This window comes from Okeania sp. SIO2C2 (assembly GCF_010692625.1).
GTDB lineage: Bacteria > Cyanobacteriota > Cyanobacteriia > Cyanobacteriales > Microcoleaceae > Okeania > Okeania hirsuta.
In genome coordinates this window covers 46673-70220 of sequence record NZ_JAAHGM010000002.1, presented here as the reverse complement: position 1 = coordinate 70220, position 23548 = coordinate 46673, and the positions used below count along the sequence as shown (strand labels likewise).

Genomic DNA, 23548 nt, shown 5'->3' with positions numbered 1-23548 from the left:
AATAATCCATTAGCTTCTCCTGTATAAAAATTTTTGACAGAATTTTGAGAAATAGGTTTTGCACCTGGAATATGTAAGGTAGCAATTTGATATATAATTGCTTGAAAAACCTGAGACATTTGAGAAATAATACTCTGAGTTCAAAGCTGAAGTAATCTCAAACATTCTTGCACGGTTTGCAGGCGGTCTTCATGTCAAATTTCTATTCCTTTTATCATGGCATAATTGACGCGATCGCTGATTTTTTATTAATTTGTTTTGGTTCTACTAATAGGTAATAGGTCATATTTAGCTTGTTTTCCCGTCAGTTTAAAAACAAATTTTTATAGCCATTTACTGACAGCAACTTCGCAGTAAATGGCTATAAAAAGCATTAATAGCCATAGCCATATTTTAACAACTAAATTTTCGTTTTGTCAGCAGGACTATGCTGAAGGCTAATATGAAATCCGGTTAAACAGTTCTGATTACAACCGAAGGGAAGCAATCTTGCCCCACATGAGATTGCTTCCTTCCACTCCGTTCCAGTCCCAATGACGAATACAGTGACTAATTACTCTGATTGTATATAACTGCTAATCGCTCTATCAAAAGATTTAGTATTTTTAATTATCGGAAAAATTACCCATAATTTAATCAAAATAGGAGAAGCACTGATACAAGTTTTTCATAATTGTTAAATAGCTAATTTTTCACCTCAAAAAAATCGCTTTTATCAATCTGCTTCTCCCTAAAAAATTCAACTACAATTAACGAAGATTAATTCTTCAATTATTCTTCTACATCTGCCAATCCAAAAACTCTATTAAAAACCTTCTTTACCTTATCACCCGAATCAATACTTTCCAATGGATCTTTTCGTAGTCGATGTCGTAAACACATTGTAATCACACGACCAATATCTTCCACCGTCACTTCTGTCTTACCCTCAAAAGCAGCTAAAGCTTTTGCTGCACGGTTAGTTACAATATCTCCCCGTAAACCATCCACATCTAACTCAGAGCAAACTTGAGAAATTTTCACTCGTAAATCATAATCAACTTCCACTGATTTCAGCTTTTGTTGAGCTTCTACAAGCTTATCCTGTAATTCTTCCTGTTGTGTTTGGTAATTTAATAAAAATTCTTGAGAATTTTGGTCAAAAGCTGAACGTTGTTCAACAATTTGGACTCGTAATGAAGGGTCTTTAACAGTCCTAATTTCCGCGTGCATTCCAAATCTGTCCAGTAATTGAGGTCGTAATTCCCCTTCTTCTGGATTTCCCGAACCGACAAGCACAAAACGAGCAGGATGACGAATAGAAATACCCTCCCTTTCTACAGTATTCCACCCACTGGCTGCTGAGTCAAGCAAGACATCAACCAAGTGGTCATCTAAAAGATTAACCTCATCAACATATAAAATGCCACGATTTGCCTTAGCTAATAATCCAGGTTCAAAAGCTTTGACCCCTTCTGATAAAGCCTTTTCAATATCAATAGTACCACACACCCGGTCCTCAGTAGCCCCTAATGGTAAGTCCACCATTTGGACTTTTCTTTTCACTGTGGCAATTTCTTGCTGTTGTGCCAATCTATCTTGCACAGAATCGCTCATTAGATCGGGGTCTTGAGGATCGCTGTTGAAAGGATCGTCTAGAACAATGTCAATTTCTGGGAGCAGATCGGCTAAAGCACGGATAGTAGTAGATTTACCTGTGCCACGATCGCCCATAATCATTACACCCCCAATTTTGGGGTCAATTACGTTTAATAACAAGGCCAGTTTCATTTCTTCCTGGCCGACAATTGCAGTGAAGGGAAAAACAGCCCGAATTTTTGGAACGGCTGGTTTAACAGATGTATTTACCGTATTATTGGCTTGAGCGATTGGACTCACAGTAGACTCTAAATTCTGATTACTAATTTTTATTTTTGCACATTGACGGACAATTAGAGCTTCTTACTGTACTTTTATCTATAATCTATAATGTAAGGGAATAGATGAACAGAAATGTCTGTGCCATATTTGCGTAGCGCTATAGATAAAGTACTAGTGTATCAATTTAGAGAAAAACTTGAAGAAGATATTAGGTTTTAGGTGTCAGGAGAAATAATTAATTTAGTAAGAGGTCTTTAAGACACGAAGCTGCAAAACTCGGTATCCACTATAAATTCAAGACAATCAAATCAATGATTTGATGGGGGTCATAATTTTGAATAGATAATTCTTTCGTGACGTTATCTCTCGTTAAGCTAGCGCTATAACCAGGGATTCCCTTGCTCACGGAAAAGGGCTTCCTGTTTCAAAGGTTGAGCATCCTCTTCACCTCCAAAGGCTGCAACAATGAGACCCACCGCCGTTTTGTACTGTCCAGTTCTGTACTTACCTAGCTACCTTCAAGATTTTACTTTCTTACGGAAATTACTAGGACTCCTGAGTTGAACCCCAGAGCTTGAGTTGTCTCAGTTTTGCAATCAGGTGCGTATTACCGCTACTCCTGATAACATTAATTATAGGATAATTGAAGTTACTTTACTGTAGAGATGAGTTTTTTTTGCAGGTCGCGATTCCCCTCCCGTTAAATCGAAGATTATAACGGCAGACCCCTTGCGACATTTAGTTAGCAAATAAAATGATCTAAAATGCTTATGTTCACTCCTAGTATCTAGTATTGATAAAAATTATGACAAATCAAAGTTCTACTCCTGTAATTGTTAATGGTGCTGCGGGCAAGATGGGCCGTGAAGTAATAAAAGCAGTAGCAAATGCTAGTGACATGACTCTTTTTGGTGCAATAGACCGCCAACCTGAGTATCTTGGTAAAGATGCTGGCGAATTGTGTGGTTGTGGAGAGCTAGAAGTGCCAGTGATTAATGATTTACAGGGGATGTTAGTCATGGCCGCCCAGGAAAAACAACCAGCAGTAATGGTTGATTTTACTCACCCAGATAGTGTTTATGAAAATGTTCGTTCTGCTATTGCTTATGGTGTCAGACCAGTGGTAGGAACTACAGGTCTTAGTCAAGAGCAAATTCAGGACTTAGCAGAATTTGCAGAAAAAGCCAGTATTGGTACACTGATAATTCCTAATTTCTCTATTGGTATGGTTTTGCTCCAACAAGCAGCGATCGCCGCTTCCCAGCATTTCGATCATGTAGAAATTATTGAGTTACACCACAATCAAAAAGCTGATGCTCCTAGTGGTACTGCAATTAAAACTGCAGAAATGTTATCGGAGCTAGGAAAAACTTACAATGTACCTAATGTTGAAGAAACAGAAAAAATAGAAGGGGCCAGAGGTTGTTTAGCAGAGGAAGGAATTCGGATTCATAGTGTACGCTTACCTGGTTTAATTGCTCATCAAGAGGTAATATTCGGTGGGCCTGGTCAAATTTATACTTTACGACACGATACAACAGATAGGTCTTGCTATATGCCTGGAGTTTTATTAGCCATTCGTAAAATTCAATCTTTAACCAAACTAATTTATGGCTTAGAAAAGCTGCTTTAAACTAAGAACTACTGCGTCTACGTCTACTTTGGCGAGAACGAGTTGAAATATCGTATTCTAAAACTGCACCTATTCCAAACAAAATCGCAGTAAATACAAAAAATACCTCTAATAAACCCCCACTTTCATAATCTCCTTCAATGCGGGAATCTGACCACTTAAAATACATATCAGCAATGTAAAGTGAAAATGTAGCAGCAGCAATCATCCGCCAAGACTGAGAAAAACGTCCACCCCAAAAAGCTAGAAGTAAAGCAGTAGCAATAATTAGTAAAAATACATCGGCAATGACATAAAACAAGTTTATGCTATAAGCAAATGGTTCTAACTTCTGATCTATACTTAGTACCCAAGACGGAGCCAAATTGGCCGATACTTCTTCTATATCTACCTCTTCTAAGACTGAAGTATCTGGACTATATAATATACCAAAAAATGAAGGTTCAGCGACCCAAATAGCCAAAGCAACTCCTGCAACTGCTACTCCAGCTAAAACTCCCCACTGCCAAAATTCTAGATTTAGCCGTTTAGAAGTGACAGCTAAAGTCATACCCCAACCAATGAACAGGTAAGAAAAAATGTAGAAAATATCTGCTAGTGAAACATCGGGGTCTAGTTCCCAAAGTAGTTCCCAACAACCAAAAACCACACCAGCAATAAAGTAGAATAATAATCCTAAACCAATGCCCATCCATACATTGCGCCCACTAACCATTTGAGGACTTTGCCAATTTCTAAAGCAAACTATAGAAGCTAATAAGTAAGCTCCCAGTTCAAATATGTAAGTACCAACAGAGTACCAAAAAGGTAATTCTTCCCCGGGTAAAGGTACACTAAACAGGAGAAAAAATAATAGGGCAAGTACACCCCAAATAAGACCAGTAATTACAATAGTCTGGGCTGAGAATAAAGACTTAGTAAGGGTAGATGATTTTTCTGAAGTGCTGCTCATAGGAATATTCTCATCAAGCTTAACTTTGAACACATATTTTCTCTCCATTTTTCACCATTTTTAGTCTTTTTTTGAGATTTATCAAAGGTATTAAGGAGATAAAAATAGACTTACTTTATTTTTTTGACCGATCAATATTAAAGAAATAGACTTTTTTCATCAATCAAATTTAAATTAATGAATTTAACCTAGTCTTAATCAAGATTGGACAAAAGAAAATATTGATAGACTATTTGATTTTAAATGCTGTTTAAACATATAAATACAATCTGATGCCAAACTTATTATGTAGCAACATTTTATTTAATTTAGAGCGACCAATATCAATTTTTAACCTAACTCCAGAAGTGATACTGGCAAACTTTTTAAATTACTTTATTGCCCATTGTTTACCTTCAGGAAATTGATTCAGCCAAGCCATAAACTGAGTTTTATCAGCACTAGACATAGATTCTAAGATTTCATCAATACCTTCAGCAAAATTGGAATTACCAAAATATTCTTCACCTAAATGATGGACTTCTTGCAGTAAAGTATATAGATGAACTTCCCGCCAGGAAGGTAGTGGTAATTTTTTCACAGGATCGACAGTTAACAAAGCTTTAGTTGCATCAGGAGAATCAGTGTTAGGAAAGTTTCTTTTCTGAAGAAGTTTGGTAAAATCCTTGTGAAAGGACTTTGCCTGTCGATTACCTAATAAATCTTCTACATCAAAGTAAAGAGCTTGCACTAGCAACAAACAACCTTGAATAAAAGAAGGAGTAATGGCATCCTCATCTTTTGAGTCTTCATTACTAAGTTGCTCTAAGCGGATTTTTCCCCAAACACTATATCGATCGGGTTCCTCTAGTAAAACACAAGCTTTACCACGATTATCTGTTAAATCCCGCCAGAAGGATCTAGCTTCTTCAGCTTGCTCGGCCTTAAAAAGACTGATTAAGCGAAAACTTTGCCCTTGATAACTAAGAATAGGGATCTGTTGATCCTTTTTTGGGTGTTGAATACTTGTAATTTCAACATCTTGCCTTTTCAGAATAAACATGACACTTTACATTCGACTCCCATAATCACCTGGGGTACTATTGGTGTAATTGTAATCTGTTTTATATTTGCTAAAATTTGTTCACAAATACTTCCTGTTTCTAGCTAGAAGTGTCGGCACCACCTAGTTCACAGGGTTTAACTGTCACACCTGACCACCAATCAAAAACACAATCTGACAAAGATAGAAATTTTTTTCCCTAGTTAGAATAAGTTTGATCAGCTTTCAAAGCATTTAGTAGATTCTTACCAATAATTTAATTAATGAATCCTCTGACATAGATTTAATTTTATATATATAATAACTATGATTTTCTATAAAAATACTACAGGTATTTTAGTAAGCACAACTTTAAGTTATACTTGGTACGGATACAACTTGTGATTTTTCAATCTATAAATGGTAGTGGTAAATAAGTAATAATTTTTACAGCTTACCTCCTGACTATGACAAGGATCTACTAATAAATATCCTTACATATTTATCACTACCCTATAAATAATATAACTCCCTTAAGCAAAAGCTAAAATTGTGGACTTATAAAGTATAGATATATTAAGTTAGTATGAGAGACTTACCATACTTTATCGGTAGTGTAATGTTTAAGAATTATCTCACCCCTTCCCTGATTACCGTGTGTGAAATTTTTCCATCACCAGACATAGTATATTTTTACAGATTTTCTCTTATACGATTACAATACTGGATTTACAAGTTTTCAAGTATCTTGCTCCTAAATATATTAATAACTGTCTAGATCAAATTTCTGGGAAATAAGGCCATAATTCATCTGAAACTGCTCTACTGAAATTTTTGTGTGGGCTTCTTCGAGAACAAGCTATAGGTATTTTTACCTCAATGGACTACATATATAATAAATTCTACTCTCAGCACGAGTGTATTCTGCCCGATCCTCATAATCAAAATACTAGCGATCGCCGGATTTAGTATTTCTAGTCCATTTACTCTCAAGACACTTGTACTTAATTAATCTAAATATCAAAGATCGACTTGCGTATTTGGAGATTTGCCAAGTAGAATAATAAAGAGTAATCTCAATCTCATAGTTTAAACTTGGGTGCGTAACTCAGTTGGATAGAGTAGCGACCTTCTAAGTCGCGAGCCGCAGGTTCGAATCCTGCCGCACCCGTAGATACTGAATTTAAAAAATTCCTAGATACAGCAAGTGTTTTAGGCTTTCTCTAAAAATGATCAAACATAATTTTCATCCTACATTCCGCACTTGAAAGTGTAGTATAAAGGGCTAGTAGTCAGTAGTCATTATTTAGTAGTCATTAGTTAGTAGTCAGTAGGGAATGATGGTGGCTAATTATCTGGCTCCATCAAGTATTTCTGCTTAATTTATTTAATTTAATTTGGCTTTTGTCTGAGTTAAATAATGATTTATAGACTATAAATACTGAGCAACCCACTGATGTTTGTGGTACTTTTTATATGACAAATTGATGTGCGGAATCTGAGTTTTATTTAAATCATTTATCATTTTTTATTAATCTTCGGTGGAGGGTAGTAGGGAATAGGGAATTGGGAATAACTGCTGTTTAACTCCTTGACTATTGAGTTTAATACTTCACACTTCACCTGGAGTACGTCAATTGTCATAGATATTTAATGCCCATGATAATTACCCAGATTTCTATGATTAGTTTGATGATAATTTTTGCTCGTCAAAACTCTAGGAGAAGCTCTAAATATTGAGATGACACAAATTATGTAGATATGAGAATTTAAGCAGCAGTGCTATATTGCAGGTCAAAGTTTGCTTAGGACATTCTCAAATTCTTATACCAAGCGTGAAAAAAGAATGTTATGAATAATAAGTGCGATAGAATTAAGTTCTGCTGAGACGAACAAAAGATTTTAGAGGAGATGTCCCTTTGACGAAAAAGATAATTTATATCATGTCCGGATAATTAGTTATAAAAAAATTTTCTCCTTTTTCTCCTCTTCCTTCTTCTTCCCTGCTGACTCGGTCCTCCTGTACGTCGCCAATCCGGCGGCTTCCCCACCTGACTCCTAATAAATAACCTAGTTATTTGTAGCAAACATTTATCAAATTAATATTATACCTCAATCATAGAAATAATTTGGCTTTTGACCTTTTCTATTAGACTTTTGGTTTATACTATAGAACTGTGCTCAAGCACTAATTTCATATAAACTGTGGATTGATTCATACCACTAGGAGAACATCGTAAATAAAAATGGAAATAGGTCAGAAAGTAAAAGTAAAAGGTATCAAACAACAACCTATACCACCCGCAACTATAATTGACCAACTGAAGAAAAATCCAATTGGTACAATAAAAGAATTCAAAATGGTAGACGGTAGTGGAATCGGCTTTTGGGTCGAATTTGAAGAAAACATAGGTACTTGGTTTTTTGAAGAGGAATTAATACCTATCTCTTAACAGATGCTATAGCAGAAGGAAGAAGGCAGAAGGCAGAAGGCAGAAGGCAGAAGGCAGAAGGAAAAATCTGGCATTGTCTGAGTTTTCAGCTTTTGATATGTCCTCTCCTTTCCTTCGACTGCTATAAAAGTAGAGCATTAGGGATAATACCGATCAAGGATAAAAAAAGTATTGCTGTCAGTATAAAATCCTATCATAAGTTACTTATCCCTATTAGAGCGGGAGCAAGATGCTCCCACTGGCTATACCATTACAATGCACTAATACCAAACATTGTAGGGTGGACAGATATGACAGATATCCAGCCATAAATCCCTACAGCTACAAATTTTAGTTAACTTGAGGTTCCGAAGCTTTCAACTCACAAACCATTCCAGAACAAGCGGGGTCTTGAGGTCCCATCTCTGGCAACTCACTAGCTAACACATAACCATTCATCAGCTCGGAAAAATTATCGGACTTGCGACGACGCAATACATCCTCTTGCATTTTTTCATATTCCTCCTGAGATATGCGTTCAAATGGCAACCGGGGGAAAGGTGCATCAAACCGCGCTAACAACGCTGAGGAAATATAACCCTCGTCATCACGAATTGCTTCATAAATACGTTTGCCAAGAGGTTCAATTTCTGCTTCCGTTAATAAAATGGTGCTACTGCTGTTATGAGTTGTCCAATGTTGTTGTACTCCCATGTAAAAGTCAAACATCGCAGTAGCGCTGAACTTCTCAATGGTAATCTCTTCAACCCCAGGTAAATCTATCCAAGATACCTGTACTGGAATTTCTACTAACCATTCTTTAGCGCGATCGTCAAAAGGATCGTTCAGTAAATTTCCATTTTCATCTTTGCTTGACTGCCCTGGAATTACAGAATAACCATAGTCAAGACAAGCTAATGCTACGGGGTCATTTTTGGCAAAAGTAATTCGTCGCACCCACCGCAACCCAAAAGGTGGATGCCAACCGGGAGCAGCGTTTGTTAACAGAGACTTAGTGCCACTAGGTTGAACTGTTGTACAACGGTTTGGACGTTTGAGGTTGTGGCGATCGCAATAATCCCACACTACCTGATGTACTATTTCGCGCCAACGGGTTAAATATTCTGCTTCCTGTTGTTTAAACTCTAGACCTTGAGCAGTTGCGGGACGACCTGCTTGCCACCAATGCAACCATTCAATGCCAAAAGCTTTTACAAAAAAGTCAAATAAACCAGTAAAAGACACCCCAACAATAGGGTCTAATTCTCGACTATAATTATAGCGAGGTTCAATGAATTTATGGTTAAGTAAAGTTGCCACAGAAAGGGCGCCAGCAGTAAAAGCTTCTTCCTGTTCTTGATGATTATTTGGGTCAATTTGATTGAGATGAATCTCTGACAAATTACAATTTCCTGTCAAGGTATTGCCAAAAACACCTTTATGAAATTCTGGTTCTTCAAAACAATAAGTGTCATGTAATCCTGGCAATTCTTCAACACTTTGAATTGTTTGATTTTTACCTTTAGATTTAGGTTCACATCCTTTACTTGTATCTAGTCTTTGACAAGGAATTTCACTACAATCAGTTATTTGTAAGTAGTAAAGGTCTTTATTTCTTGCTCCTAAATTTGTAGTAGAACCGCGACTCGCCATTAAATTTACTGATGCACAAATACCACATTTTGTAAACAGTAATTGTAGTCTTTTTGCCCGTTCATAATCGGATACATAAATTCTGATTCCATTACTTTTAGTATTAGAACCATCTGTATCTGCTAATCCTGCAATAAAAGCCAAAATTGCTGGTTTATTCCAACTAGCAATAATATTTAAAGCATCAGGTTCAGTTTGTAGACGACGCAGTAATTCTCCAGAGAATCCTAAATCTGTGACATCTACAAAAGTAGGTAGATAATTATATTGTCGAATTTTGGTATTACCATTTCTATCACCGTAGGTTGAGTTGTTCCCGTAGGGTTGCGCAGCATGGGACGAAACCCAACTACCATCAGGTGCGTGTTTGGTTTCACTTTGTTCTACCCAACCTACATTTTTAGAGCTATCACCGTAGGTTGGGTTGTTCCCGTAGGGTTGCGCAGCATGGGACGAAACCCAACCACAATCAGGCGTGTGTTGGGTTTCACTTCGTTCTACCCAACCTACATTTTCAGGTTTGCCACTGATAACTGATTTGCCTACTGCTACACCTAATGTATAAGCGTAAGATAAATTGATAGAATCTCCACCCCGATAATCTATGACAAAAGGTTCCGTATATAAGGTATATTTGCTATGAGTTAACAAATCTTTGGTTTGTACTTCTTGATAGTTTTTACCAAACCTATCTTTGACAAAAAATCGGTGATATTCTGTCACATCTAGATAAGAACCATCCCCAAATTTTACCCGGTATAATTTTCTGTCTTTTCCTGTTTTTAAAGGAATTACTTGACTCCAATTTTTACCGTTCCAAACTTCAACTTTTTGACCAACAATATCTTTGATTTTGTGAATACTGTCGCGAGTAATTAATAAGGTATCTTCGCTGACGCAGTGAAAATTTGCCCCAATTATTTCGCCACAATTGTGAGTTAAACAACCATTAGCAATGAAAGAATTAGTTAAAGGAACGTGCAAATCATAAACAACTTCTTCTCCAAATTCTTCAACTTTTTTCACCTTGGAAGTAAACTTGGAATTAATGGTTGATTCAGAATAATTAGGCAATGGTTTGAGGAGCCATTTTTCAGCTTTAATATCCTTACTTGGGCATAGTGGAAAGCCAATTAATTGTTGAAATAGATCGAAGTTAAAAGTAGAGATAAATAATCCATAACTCCCTCTATCTAAGCTGATTTTTTCAGTTCCATCAACAGTTGTATAAGGAACACCTCTGTAACCTTCTTTCCTAATTGCTCGAACTGTACTAATAATGCCTAAATTGGAAAGAATCAACTGAATTTGTTGGAGTAGTTTTTCCGAAACCATAGCTAATTTGATTCTTCTGGAATCTTTATCTACTGTGCCATCTGCACTAAAAATCCCTTGTAAAAAACCAATTAAAACTTCCTGAGATTGACTCATAAAATCATTAGGAAGTTCTTCTTTTCCAACTATACCTAAATCGGCAAAAAATTCTTCTAATTTAGGAGATTGAGTACGAAATTCATAGACTCCTTTATGCAGTGTAGTTACATATTCTCTTCCTGTAATTGATGCCACTGCTTTACCAACAATACTGTAGGCAGTTTCATACTCATCTTGGTTAAAAACAAACCTTTCAGGAGTCATGTCAAAATCACTTCTGACTTCTGAATCCCCCTCCTGGGAGGGGTTAGGGGTGGGTTGACTTCTGACTTCATTATATCCATCTCCGTACCACCAACCAAGCATTTGAGCTTGAGCAACAGAAATAGTACCTTTGCCAAAATCACCTGCTCCTCTCTGAACATAAATATCGTCATCATCAGTTAAATCTTGAGTGCTAACCCAACCTCGACTGGTAAAATGTTTATGCTCTGCTGTACATCGCATTTGCATTCCATTAGTCAGCATAATTCTGTAGGTAGTTTTAACTCCCGTCGCAAAAGCGATCGCATCCGTCAACTTCACACCAGATAAACCGACAGAGCGCAAATCCACCAATGCTTTAAACTGTTTACCTACTAAATCCTGAATCGGAATTAACCCTTGGTCTGTAGATACTAAGGTATCCCCAGAATGACAAGGATTTAACCCTAATCTGGCCAACCGATGTTCCAGTTCATCATTACTAATATTTGGATAGTGTTCTTGAAACCATTTTTTGGCATTATCTTCCCCATACGCTTTCAGGAAATCACTCTTTATTTCTGTGGTTGAAAGTAGATCGCGATTAGCACGAGCAACTGCTTCACCTGCCCACTGAATTGCACCTTCACCAGAATAAAATTGTTTTCTCACTGCCTCAACACATTCTTCTAATGTTGGTTTGTGGTGGAAAACATGAGTATGATTTGCCATTCTCAAAGCATCTCTTTCTGGATCGATACCCCAGTTACCATCTTCATCCTGTCGCCAGAGATTATCCTTCGCTACAGCAAAGAGGCGATCGCTACTATTTCCTTGGCGCATTCCGGCACTGTTGGCTACTAAAACTCCTTCACAAACAAATTCATGGATACTGGCAACTTCAATATCATAAGTTGATGCTTTTCTCACATCCATCTCAACTTTTTTCACTTTTACCGGAATCAAATCTGTAGCATCGGCGATAAAGTTCTTGACAATCCGAACCATCATCTGCTTGCGCTTATTCCAATCAAAAGTATTCACTAAAGGTTGAGCCATTTCCCTGGGAAACCCATGATCGTGGAAAAATTTAGGCCGTTTACGTTTTTGCACTGGAAACTGAGTAGAGTAAGTCATCATTACTTTTTCTACTGCTTCAAAAGCACTCTGGCCTACAGTTACTAACTCACCTTCCCACTTTCCAGTTCGCTTGCGCACCGAACCACACAATCTCGTGGTGATTCCTAAAGATGCGTATAATGCTTGCACCTGTTGCAGAAAATCTTGGTAAACTGAAGCTACCAGTACGCACTGAGAATGACAACCATCTGTGTCTGCTAAACCTGCTAAATAAGCTTGACGAATTTCTGTTGTTCCCATCAGAATACAGTCAGGAATAGTAATAGAAGTAAATGACTGTTTAAACTGTGAAAGATATTTATTCAGAATGCTGCTATTTAACTGAAGTTCATAAGCTTTGGTTTTACATTGTTCTGGGGTTCTCAGTGTATGTGTTTCCAATCCAAATTCTTGAGCAACATTAATCAGTCGTTCCAGAATTTCCGGACTATCCTGGTGGACTCGAAATCTGACTCGCCATCCATCTGAAGCAACCGATCCATCTCCATGCAAATATCCCAGAAAATAAGCAACCTCATTGGTAAGAGCAGGTACTGTTATTGCTTTAGCACCATGGGAGGTTACACCTTTTAACTCAGGGAGTTCGGTGGGAGTACCAGGTATTGCTTGAGGCACAAAAATTAAGCGATCACCCTCTTGCAAGTCTTTAGCTTTAATCATTTTATAGTTACCATACAAATCTTGCAGCACGGCAACTTTATGATCGGCAGTACATTCAAAATATCCGTCTTCTGTTTGAATGCGACATAAAGACTGAGTACCCTGAACGAAGAAATTTGTCACAGGGTAAAATCCTTTGCTGGTTAAGACGCGATCGCCTATCCGAATTTTTTCAATTGGTACTAACCCCGATGCTGTATGTACTAAAGCACCTTCAGGTAAACATCTTCGAATATTTCCGGCGACTATCGTGACTGCTGCTTCGTCAATTAGCAAACAACACTCCACAGAATTTAATTGTCGCCCAACTGCTTGATTTAAAATATTCCCACAACGTTGATACAATTCTGGCAATTTTACCGGGTTCGCAACACCACCAAATCCTTTTAACTGTTCTCCCGCAGGTCTGACATCGCTCAAATCAATAATGACTTTGACTTCACCGGAAAATCGTTCGTCGGTTGACAATTCTAACAAAGCTTGATATGAACCTACCCAACCTTGACGACTGTCTCCAACATAAATTTCTACCTGGTCTCCATCGAATTTTAGTTCTGTGAACTCCCGACGTAACTCTACAGGAGTAGAACCAATTTCACCCCGCAATATCAGATTTAAGTGATTTCTAATTGGTGGCAGTTGATTTATATAATCTCCTTCTAATACTGCTCCAGTACCGCAACCCATCATTGCTAAGTCCATTAATAGACCAAAGGCACGCCAGTCCATTATATTTGTGGACGAACAATTGTAGGCCCCCGAAAAATTTTGTGGTTGTGTAATCCATTCTGTGCCACCGACCCACAACCAACGGCCAGAGGACATGGCTTTTAGTTGACTTTGCATCCGATATAGCAAGTCCGTTTCTTCCGGGGTAAGTTGGCCTAACTTTCTCAGGCCATTAATTGTGCGATCGCATACTTCTACCCAAGTCTCACGGCCATTTTCTGTTTTACGGCTATAAGTTCGATAAAATACTGGATTAGCAGTGGGAGCTGTTTCTGGGAACTCCCTATGATCTACTTTTTCTAGTTCTCGTACCATAGTTAAATAGAAAATAGAATTTTTTGGAAATAAGCAACAAATTACGAGTGTAGCGATTTTTTATATATAGCGTCAAATTTTTGACAAATTTACCAAATTACTCTATATTTTGCGTTTTTTGTTTTTAGAGGTGGAATTAGAATTGAACTAGAGTTTAACTAGAGTTAAAAGTACGAGTAAAACACTATAAAAAAACTGTTTGCCTGGCATGACCCAGGAAATACTTACCTGTAATAACTGAATCCTTACCAAGATATTAAACAAGGTACTGTATATGTTTGAGAAAATCTTTTCTTTTAAGAATAAGTATAAAGTCAGTATGACAATTTTTATATTTATTCTTTCCCTGATTATTATTCTCACTTTTAATTCAGAAAAAACTGTCTCTCAAGACATAAATCTAACTGTCTCAGAGAAAGTGATGAAAATGGAAGAAAGGCTAAAAAAAGAATTTGAGGCTTATTTTGATCGAGATTTTTCTAAAGTTTCAAAAACTGGTGATGATATTGCTCAAAAATTGTTAGAAATTAGCCAAAAAAGTAATATAAAACCAGCCGTATTTTGGGCGATTCCTGAACCAGAATATTTACATTTAGTCTTTATTTCTCCTGGAAAAAAACCTCTAGTTCAAGATATTCATTCTCTCAAAGAGCAAACCCTAATTCAGACAGTTAAATCATTTCATGGTGAAATTACTAATCTTCGGAGCCTTTTTGCAGAGTTTGGCTTAAGTCAGGCTCAACAACTCTATGAATGGATTGTTAAACCCTTTGAAGCAAATCTCCAAGCCGAAAAAATAGACACAATATTGTTTTGTTTAGGAAAAGGTTTGCGTACTCTACCAATAGCCGCATTACACGATGGAAAAAAATTTTTAGTAGAAAAATATAGTCTGGCAATTATTCCTGCATTTAATTTAATTGATTCTAATTATACTCCCATTCAAAAAGCTAGAATTTTAGCCATGGGGGCATCAGAATTTCAGACACAAAAGTCTTTACCAGCAGTTCCAGTTGAACTCTCCATAATTGTTAATAGGAACCTCACGGAAAATATCTCACCTAAAAATATTTCTGGAGCTTGGCCAGGAGAATTGTTTCTTAATCAGGAATTCACCTTAGAAAACTTAAAAAATCAACTTTATTCTCAATCTTTTAATATTATTCACTTAGCAACTCATGCAGAATTTCGGCCTGGAAAACCTGAAAATTCTTACATTCAATTTTGGGATACTCAACTCCATTTAGACAAAGTAAAAGAGATTAGTTGGAACACTCCTCCGGCTGAATTATTAGTCTTAAGTGCTTGTAAAACTGCCGTTGGAGATCGAGACGTGGAGTTAGGTTTTGCTGGATTAGCTTTAGAAGCAGGAGTTCAGTCTGTATTAGCAAGTTTGTGGTACGTTAATGATATTGGAACTTTAGCCTTAATGAGTGAATTTTATGAACAGTTAAAAACAGCACCAAGTAAAGCTGAAGCAATTAGACAAACTCAAATTAAAATGATTCAAGGAGATGTATTGCTCAGGAATGAAAGATTGAAGTTTTCTAGAGGTGAAATATCTTTACCTGAGAGTTTACAAGGATTGGGAGAAATTAACTTTTCTCATCCTTTCTATTGGTCAGGATTTACTCTTGTTAGCAGTCCTTGGTAATAATTAATAGGGAATAGGGAGGTAATAGGGAGAATATAAATAAAGATATGTGTACCTCATTAGTCTGAGAAGCGCTATATTGATTTTAGGTGTTGTGAATCAAGCTATTAAATCTAAAGTTGTCAAATATAAAATGCTTTTAAATTAGGAGTTAGGCAAGGGTCATTTCCATAAAAATCCTAGGCAAAATCACCAACGCCTGATTTTAATACTAATACTAAATATCCCTCATTACAAAAATTGGTATGGTAAAAATTCTCTTAACTAACTATTAGAAACTCTATATTTGGCAACAATGGGTCTTGAATTATTCCTACTCCTTGGAAACCCCATCTTTTTAGTATTGTTTTTAACTGAGTAGCTGAAATAGATTCAATGGCAAAGCGATCGCTCAAATCTGGAGCGTGGGTATTTAAGTAACTACGAGCATCAAAATCTTCTCGAAATAATAATAAAAATTTTACTGCCTCATCTGGATTTGGATTGGCACTAATATAACTACCATCAACTTGAGAACGAAGTAGATAATAAATTTGGGATAACATGAGAAAATTGTTATTTGAAATACTAAAGTTTTTTACTACTTATGTTGATGTTTTTCAAGGCAGGGTTGTTTGATTTTTCACCATTTGAATACGCAGTACGACCTATGTTCGTCATTTTGATATATCGATTAGGAACAATATCAAGAATAAGCTATGAAATTAAAAGATTTATAACTGCAACTGTTGGCATTAACTCCAGCACAAAAAGCTCAAGCTATTCAAGTATAATAAAAGTTATACATAAATATAGTCATATATAGTCAAACAATTTCAAATATCTTTGTTAATTTGTACTCACCAGCTACTAAATATTTGACAAAATTTAATAACTCAAAGGGCTTATGTTTAATGGTATAATCAAATTTGCTGAGAATTCCAGGCTACATCACCATAATAAAGATTAATAAATGCTCGAATCCTAATGTAATTTTAACCCCTTGATTTATGAGATTAGTTGAGAGAAATATTAGCTCAAAGTTTAACTAATCCTTGGTCTGGCATCGAAAAGATAGACGATGTTTGTGGGGGAAATGCTTGTATTGCTGGTACTCACATTCCTGTGTGGGTTTTAGTTAATGCTCGTCGTTTAGGAGTAAGTGAATCAGAATTGCTACAAGACTATCCTAGTCTCCAGGCATCCTCCTTAGTTAATGCTTGGGCCTATGCTGAAGTATATTCTCAGGAGATTGAGTTGGCGATTCGAGAAAATGAGGAGATTTAACCTGTGGCACGTCTAATGGTTGATGAACAATTTCCTAGCGGTGCGTTACATTTCATTAACGCACCCTACTGGACTGACTTGCCAATTAAACAAATTTTGCTCCTGACTCCTGAGGACTGACTCCTTAAATCACTTCAGATTTTCCAACTTAATCCTAGGATCTACAGCTTTCAACAATAAATCTGCCAATAAATTACCAATAATTAACATCAAAGCACCCATCATTAAACTTGCCATAACTAAATATAAATCCTGATTTCTTACCGCCTCTAAAATCAAAGTCCCTAAACCAGGCCAATTAAAGAAATATTCAGCAATAAACGAACCACCTAATAAACTGGCAAATTCAAATCCCAATAATGTGATTAAAGGGTTAATGGCATTTCTCAAGGCATGAACATAAATTACTCGATTCTCCGGAAGACCTTTAGCTCTTGCCGTTTGAATATAATTTTGTCGTAAAACATCTAATAATTGCCCCCGCATTAACCTCTGTAAACCAGCAAAACTGGTAATGCTTAAAGCAACAGTTGGCAAAATCATATGCCAACCCATATCTAAAATTTTACCCACAAAAGATAGCTCATCATAATCGATACTTTGCATTCCTCCTACTGGTAATAAAGGAGAAAGATTTTGAGCTAAAAATAATAATAATAGAGCAGTAATAAAACTAGGAAAACCTTGACCAGTGTAACTAATTAATTGGAGAAAACGGTCTAAAAAACGGTTTTGATTAACTCCAGCAATAATACCAAGAGGAATAGCGATCGCCCAGGTCATTATTAAGGAAGAAATTGACAAAACTAAAGTAGCTGGTATTCGCTCCCATAATAGATCGGCCACTGGTTGTTGAAAGACAAAACTCCTACCAAAATTGCCACTGGTAATAATTTGTGTTAGCCAACGTAAATATTGTTCTAAAGGCGACTTATCTAAACCAAACTGTTGCTCAAGTTGTTTAATAGTATCCTGAGAAATTTGAGGATTTTGACTTAAAGTATCTATATAACTACCTGGAGCTAACTGAATTATGGCAAAACACAGAGCAGATGCGAGAAATAAAGTCAAAATTGCTTGTAATAATCTCTTTAAGACATAAGCAAAAGTTTCACTGGCAATTAATTGTTTTAGTTTGCTATACTTCAATTTTTTATCCATTAACTTGCGGAAGAAAGAAGGAAGAAGGAAGAAGGAAGAAAGCTTTAGTTATCTGAGGAAAAAGGGGTTTATATTCGGATAAGGATAATTACTGATAATAAAGTTTTTGTTTGTAGTTGGGCTTTAGCCCTTACAATAGTTATAGTAGACTCCCTCCACTAAGTGTGAGGTACACCCCGAAGCTGGCAAGATGCCTACTGTTAAAGGCAAAATCTAACGTTGCCTGAGTTTTACAGCGCTTTTGCTAAATAACTAAAACCTCACTGCCAATGCTATATTGCTTGTATTTTATAGTCAATTAACGGAAATTATACTTAGCTTCTGACTTCTAATTTTCAATTAATATTCGATCAAACTAACAATTGGCACTTCAGGCAACTTCTGACGCCCACCCAAGTCTTTTAACTCAATCACAAAGCCAAACCCTACTAAATTACAATTTGCTTTTTCAATTAATTGAGCTGTAGCTGCTGCCGTACCACCTGTAGCTAATAAATCATCAATTACTAAAACTTTACTACCTGCTGCCATAGCATCTTGGTGCATTTCCAACGTATCTTGGCCATACTCTAAATCATAAGTGACTGAATATACTGCTGCTGGTAATTTTCCCGGTTTGCGCACTGGTACAAAACCTACATTCAACTTATAAGCTAAGGGGACACCAAAAATAAAGCCCCGGGATTCTATACCCACTATATAGTTTGGTTGAAATTCTGAGCATTTTTCTACCAAAATGTCAATAGTATAATGTAAACTTTCTGGGTCACTGAGAAGGGTCGTAATATCTCGAAATAAAATTCCTGATTTGGGAAAATTAGGAATTTCGCGAATTAAATTTTTTAGGTCCATAGATTTTAGTCAAAAATTATAAGATTTAGATAAATTCAAAAAAATTCCTCAGTGGGAAAAGTATATCTTTAAATGTATACCTGAGTTTCTATTGACATTAATAATGCAGTTTAGACTTAGAACAAAATCTATAATTGGGGTGTTATTCTTGATAGTAATTAATATTGTTTAGTTATATTGACATTTTTACCAAAATAGTATAACGAAATATTGAATATTGGCAATAAATAAAGTAATGGAATTGAAAACTGCCCCCAGTCCGTCCACACCATTAATATTGAAGAATTTACCAGATATACCTCTCCCCGATAATGGGTGTCCTCGTAGAACTAAAACCCAAATTGATTTAATTCTTTTGGCAGTTGAAGCTTTGCAACTTGGAGGAGCAGAAGTTATGCTCAAAGTTGTCAAAGACCTAGATCTACAAGGAATTATTCCAAATCGGGTTTCTTTGTGGCGACTGCGTAGTACAAATCCCCTACGTCTGAATAGTCAACGTCGTCCCTTGACATTGAATGAGGCCAAAGCTTTAGTGATTATTACTGGTCATTTGGCCAAACGTTTAACTGTTCCGATTCGGAAACTTTTGTTTGACTACCAGCAGTTAAATCAAAAACAGTTACCAATAGAAAATCATTTACAATTATCTTTTTATTTAGAACAGTTTAGAGCACATTTTCGCAGTCGTATGAACCCCAGACGGTCTGGTGTAATGGCCTACAATTCAGAGGAAAAGTTAAATCAACTAGGATTAGAGTTATTGGGTAAATTATTATTCTGTACTGGTACAACAGGTATGCAAAGGTTTTGGATTAGTCTGTTTGATGGAGAAGTGAGTTAAAAGGGAGAACAGGCAACAGCTCATCTGGCAAAAGGGAGAAATATAAGAATTGATTTGATTTTTGATTTTTGGAGATGTCTATTAACTTGAGAAAGTGAGTTAGTAGTTCTGGAGAGACCCCAAAATGTCAGGCACAATTGATTAAATTTGGTAAGGTCTACCGTTAATACTTGTGGACAATATACTTACTGCCGATGGGTTTGGATAAAGCAGTAGGGAAGTTAATTAAAATATCTGTATAGCAGAAGAAAGAAGGAAGAAAGAACAAGGAAAAGGCTTGCGTTGTCTGAGCTTTGAACTTTTTATATGTCCTAACCTTTCCTTCGACTGCCATACAACAAAAATGTCACTTTTTGTGAGCTATAGCTTTTTCAAATGAGATGTCGAACAAGAGTTGGTTATTAACTAACAGTAAAAAATCCGGCAAACCTTCTTACCTGTTGCCAGATGAGCTGTTGCCTGTTGCCTAAAAGCGACCAAGTTTTTTTTACGCAACTCAAATGAAATTACTATATTGTATTAGTTTTAATTTTATGGAGCAGAAGTGCAATGACGATTCAACGTCAGTACAGCTTGCCTAACTGTAAGTTGGTTTTGCAAGGTTTGAGTGAAACTGGAAGTCCTAATTTAAGTCAAGGGCAGGTATTATCTATTTTGACCAATGCTGAATGTCATATTCAAGGCCAAGAGCCATCATTAACTGGGGGACGAGATTTTTTTGAAAGCTTGGTAAGACAGGTGAGTAGTTATGCCCAAGAATTTCTCAGTGGAATATCTTTGCCTAGACACCAAAGTGAAAGTCAAGAGTTGGTGCATTTACAGAAAATAGATACTAATCTACACAGATTGACAGTTTTTGAGGGCAATGTTCAAGATCAAAAACCTGGAATAATTGTTGATTTAAATACAGTCCAACTATTTGATTTGGTTGAGGCGGTGGACCAGTTTTTTGCTGATTCTTTGACTTTACCTGGTTTCTCTCTGGCAGTAAGACCCGTGTCTCGAAAAGATGCAAAATTAGGAGAACCTGTAGCTCAGAAAGTTATACCTGCTGCTGTGGGAATGTCTGGTTTGGCATTAGCTAGTCTGGCCTTATTCTTTGTCCCTATTCCAGAAGTACAACGTCCTAAAGATCCTCAACCACAGTCAAATGAAAGTATTAATAATTTAGAGGTATCTCCTAACAGTACTCCAGAACCTGGTTTTAATCCTACCCCCACACCTGAAGGTTTGGACTCATCATCGGATGCCACTATTAATTCATCAGATGAAGTTGATGGGGTAGATACTTCTGAACAGACGCTGACTCAAGAAAATTCAGAGACATCTTTGACTACCAGTTCCAAAATTACCGACGAAGCAGAGATTCAACGATTAGAGAATTTACTCTTAGAAAAAATTAATAACGCTTGGACAATAGGAATCAACGAAGCTTTGATTTATCGTGTCACAGTAGCTTCAGATGGTTCTATAATTGGCTATAAACCCATAAATCCAGCAGCTGCTGATGAGGTAGATAAAATTCCTCTGCCAGATTTGTTAAATAAGCAAGCATTAGGTGAGGAGAATAATCAATCTATAGTTGAGTTTAAGGTATTGTTTCAAGAAAATGGTTTATTGGAAGTAGAGCCTTGGTAACTGAAGAAGGCAGAAGGCAGAAGCTATCCACCCTACCCCCTTTAATGAAGTCAGAAGTCAGAAGTCAGAATTCAGAACTCAGAACTCAGAAGTTATTTTTGTAACGGGGATTTGAGCAACCCTCCAAAAATATTTCGCCTTAAAAGGCGGGGTTGCGCGACCCGTATTATTTTGATAAGAAACTTCTGAAAATTTTGTGGGGAGCAGGGGAGCAGGGGAGCAGGGAGCAGGGAGCAGGGGAGAAAGAGTCATAGTAACTAAGTAAAACTACTTAACTTATCAAAAAAATTTACTTTTCAATACATGATTTTTGAGGAAAAAGCCTCTCAAACATAAACACATAACTTGTTTATTTTGTCAAGCAAGTTATGTGTGAAGAAAGATGTTTATAAAGCATAGGACTTTCCTAGGTCATGCTGCGCAAACAGGCACAGGTACTGATAACTGATAACTGAAATGACAGTGAGGTATTCAACCCACAAAAGAAAAGATAAAGTTATACTCCGGTATTATGTCTTATGTCTCAAATTCAGTTTTTGAGGTAGTATCAAATCAGAATAATCAACGAATGGGAAAAACCGTGAGTCAATCTTCTCCCGACCGGACTCCTAATACTAGGTCTCCGGGCATGGGTTTGTTAATACTATCCTTAATATTTCGATTTTTGCTGCTGATTGTAACTAGCGGTTTTTCCTGGGTTTTGGGAATGGCGATCGCTTTTCAATATCCTTCTACTAACCAAGAGATACCCATCTCAGAAAAATTACTCCGTGGTGTTAGAAGTATGGTATTTCAGAAAAAGTTACCTCAATCCTCAAGGTCTACTCCCGCATCTACCCCAGAAATTATTACGCCTCAAGTTGAACTGACTGAGGTACAAAGACAGGAACTACAAACAGAGCTTCAAAAGTTACAAACACAGTTAAATAGTTTAATTGGTCGTACCAGGAATTTAGAAAATAAACTGGGTGTGAGAAAATCGGATGGAAATTTAGAGGCAAGATTGGACCTAATAGCTCAACAGTTAGCTTTGCCTATATCTGGTCGTCAGAATCAAGAAGTAATAAGTAAGCCTTCTCAGCCAGTTTTTAGTGAAAAGACAATGATGGTTACTCTTCCTAGTGATGTTTTGTTTGAGTCTGATAGTAATACAATTCGTTCTGAGGGAAGGTCAATTTTAGATAATTTAATTGGTGAATTGAAAAATTATCCAGAAATGACAATTAGTGTTTCTGGTCATACTGATAATCGAGGTAAAGTCAAGGTCAATCAGGAAAAATCATTTTTGCAAGCAGAAAGAGTAGCAGAATATTTCTCAAAAAATATGGGCGATCGCTACCGTTTTTTGGTTATTGGTTATGGAGAATCTAGTCCTATAGTAGAAAATAATTCTAAAACTAATCGGCAACGTAATCGTCGGATTGAGGTGAAAATTCATAAAAAATAAGGAAGAGGATTAACTAAGTCAGAAGTCAGAAGTCAGAAGTCAGAAGTTATTTTTGTAACGGGGATTCAACAAAAATATTTCCCCTTAAAAGGCGGGGTTTTATATCATGTCCGGATAATTAGTGATAAAAAAACTTTCTCCTGTTTCTTCTTCTTTTTCCCCTCCTGACTCCTGACTCCTCCGTTAACTGTTTAACCGGATATGATATTATACCAATTCCCATGCATTAATGCTATACTTTCCATGGAACTTCAGTTATTAAGTAATAATAATGCTTCAGTAATGTTTGTATGCGATTATCGGTATTAAATCAAAATATCTTATGTCTTTTAACCCTACTGCCTACTCTCAAGGAGATGTAGCAAGAATGGGTGAGAAATGGTATTAGACCCAATTATTTATCAAAATAATTGATAATTTGGCGTTGGTAATTTTGGCTATGATTGTGCTTTAATGGCAGTTGCCTAACTATTAACTGAAAAGCATTTTATATTTGCAAAATTTAGGTTTCATAGCTTGATTCACCAACGCCAATAATTTTATAGATAAGAATTGCTTTTATTTTCACAAGGAAGAGGGAAGAGGGAAAAATTTTTTTGCGTTGTCTGAGTTTTAAGCTTTTTTCTCCCTTGTCCTCCAAGTCTAGTCAAATCGAATTAGTCAGAGTAATATACAGC

14 protein-coding genes and 1 tRNA gene are annotated in these 23548 nt (G+C 36.5%); 8 read left to right on the top strand and 7 right to left on the bottom strand.

Annotated elements, in window-relative coordinates; translation table 11 throughout:
• Positions 1–771: 771 nt before the first annotated feature.
• On the bottom strand, positions 772–1878 hold the full coding sequence (gene bchI / locus F6K18_RS01185) for a magnesium chelatase ATPase subunit I (protein ID WP_375341283.1): 1107 nt from the start codon (positions 1876–1878) through the stop codon (positions 772–774).
• Between the two features lie 787 nt (positions 1879–2665).
• On the opposite strand from bchI, the gene dapB reads away from it, so the two are divergent.
• Complete coding sequence (gene dapB, locus F6K18_RS01180) at positions 2666–3493, top strand: 4-hydroxy-tetrahydrodipicolinate reductase (RefSeq protein WP_124155102.1); 828 nt, start codon at positions 2666–2668, stop codon at positions 3491–3493.
• A 1-nt stretch (position 3494) separates the two neighbouring features.
• Here the strand turns inward: dapB and F6K18_RS01175 are convergent, their stop codons facing one another.
• Positions 3495–4445 carry a hypothetical protein gene (locus F6K18_RS01175; RefSeq protein WP_287518191.1) on the bottom strand — a complete coding sequence of 317 codons (951 nt, stop codon included), beginning with the start codon at positions 4443–4445 and terminating at the stop codon, positions 3495–3497.
• A 370-nt stretch (positions 4446–4815) separates the two neighbouring features.
• A complete protein-coding gene (locus F6K18_RS01170) occupies positions 4816–5487 on the bottom strand; it encodes an Npun_F0813 family protein (RefSeq protein WP_287517860.1) in 672 nt (223 codons plus the stop codon).
• 1076 nt (positions 5488–6563) lie between these two features.
• Between F6K18_RS01170 and F6K18_RS01165 the strand changes: the two genes are divergently transcribed.
• Positions 6564–6637, top strand: a tRNA-Arg gene (locus F6K18_RS01165).
• Between the two features lie 1075 nt (positions 6638–7712).
• The gene (locus tag F6K18_RS01160; RefSeq protein WP_353734978.1) at positions 7713–7919 is read left to right on the top strand and encodes a DUF2862 domain-containing protein; all 207 of its coding nucleotides are present in this window, start codon (positions 7713–7715) and stop codon (positions 7917–7919) included.
• 330 nt (positions 7920–8249) lie between these two features.
• Here F6K18_RS01160 and F6K18_RS01155 read toward each other — a convergent pair whose 3' ends face one another.
• On the bottom strand, positions 8250–14012 hold the full coding sequence (locus F6K18_RS01155) for an LAGLIDADG family homing endonuclease (RefSeq protein WP_287517858.1): 5763 nt from the start codon (positions 14010–14012) through the stop codon (positions 8250–8252).
• Between the two features lie 319 nt (positions 14013–14331).
• Here F6K18_RS01155 and F6K18_RS01150 point away from each other — a divergent pair, with 319 nt between their 5' ends.
• On the top strand, positions 14332–15666 hold the full coding sequence (locus F6K18_RS01150; RefSeq protein ID WP_287517856.1) for a CHAT domain-containing protein: 1335 nt from the start codon (positions 14332–14334) through the stop codon (positions 15664–15666).
• 260 nt (positions 15667–15926) lie between these two features.
• Here the strand turns inward: F6K18_RS01150 and F6K18_RS01145 are convergent, their stop codons facing one another.
• Positions 15927–16211: a hypothetical protein gene (locus tag F6K18_RS01145; protein WP_287517854.1), complete on the bottom strand. Its 285-nt coding sequence runs from the start codon at positions 16209–16211 to the stop codon at positions 15927–15929.
• Positions 16212–16665: 454 nt separating this feature from the next.
• On the opposite strand from F6K18_RS01145, the gene F6K18_RS01140 reads away from it, so the two are divergent.
• Positions 16666–16932 (top strand): DUF433 domain-containing protein, encoded by a 267-nt coding sequence (locus F6K18_RS01140; protein WP_287517852.1) that lies wholly within the window; start codon positions 16666–16668, stop codon positions 16930–16932.
• A gap of 129 nt (positions 16933–17061) precedes the next feature.
• On the opposite strand, the gene F6K18_RS01135 is transcribed toward F6K18_RS01140, so the two are convergent.
• Together F6K18_RS01135 and F6K18_RS01130 are read right to left on the bottom strand one after the other, a co-directional pair.
• Complete coding sequence (locus F6K18_RS01135; RefSeq protein ID WP_287517851.1) at positions 17062–18093, bottom strand: ABC transporter permease; 1032 nt, start codon at positions 18091–18093, stop codon at positions 17062–17064.
• A 339-nt stretch (positions 18094–18432) separates the two neighbouring features.
• Positions 18433–18945: an adenine phosphoribosyltransferase gene (locus F6K18_RS01130; RefSeq protein ID WP_287517849.1), complete on the bottom strand. Its 513-nt coding sequence runs from the start codon at positions 18943–18945 to the stop codon at positions 18433–18435.
• 235 nt (positions 18946–19180) lie between these two features.
• On the opposite strand from F6K18_RS01130, the gene F6K18_RS01125 reads away from it, so the two are divergent.
• The 3 genes from F6K18_RS01125 (at position 19181) to F6K18_RS01115 (ending at position 22871) form a co-directional block, all read left to right on the top strand.
• Positions 19181–19786, top strand: coding sequence for a DUF3038 domain-containing protein (locus F6K18_RS01125; RefSeq protein WP_287273064.1), 606 nt, complete (start codon positions 19181–19183; stop codon positions 19784–19786).
• Between the two features lie 549 nt (positions 19787–20335).
• Positions 20336–21424 (top strand): DUF4335 domain-containing protein, encoded by a 1089-nt coding sequence (locus F6K18_RS01120; RefSeq protein WP_287517847.1) that lies wholly within the window; start codon positions 20336–20338, stop codon positions 21422–21424.
• 511 nt (positions 21425–21935) lie between these two features.
• Entirely contained in the window at positions 21936–22871 is a 936-nt protein-coding gene (locus F6K18_RS01115) for an OmpA family protein (RefSeq protein ID WP_287517844.1), read from the top strand.
• Positions 22872–23548 lie beyond the last annotated feature (677 nt).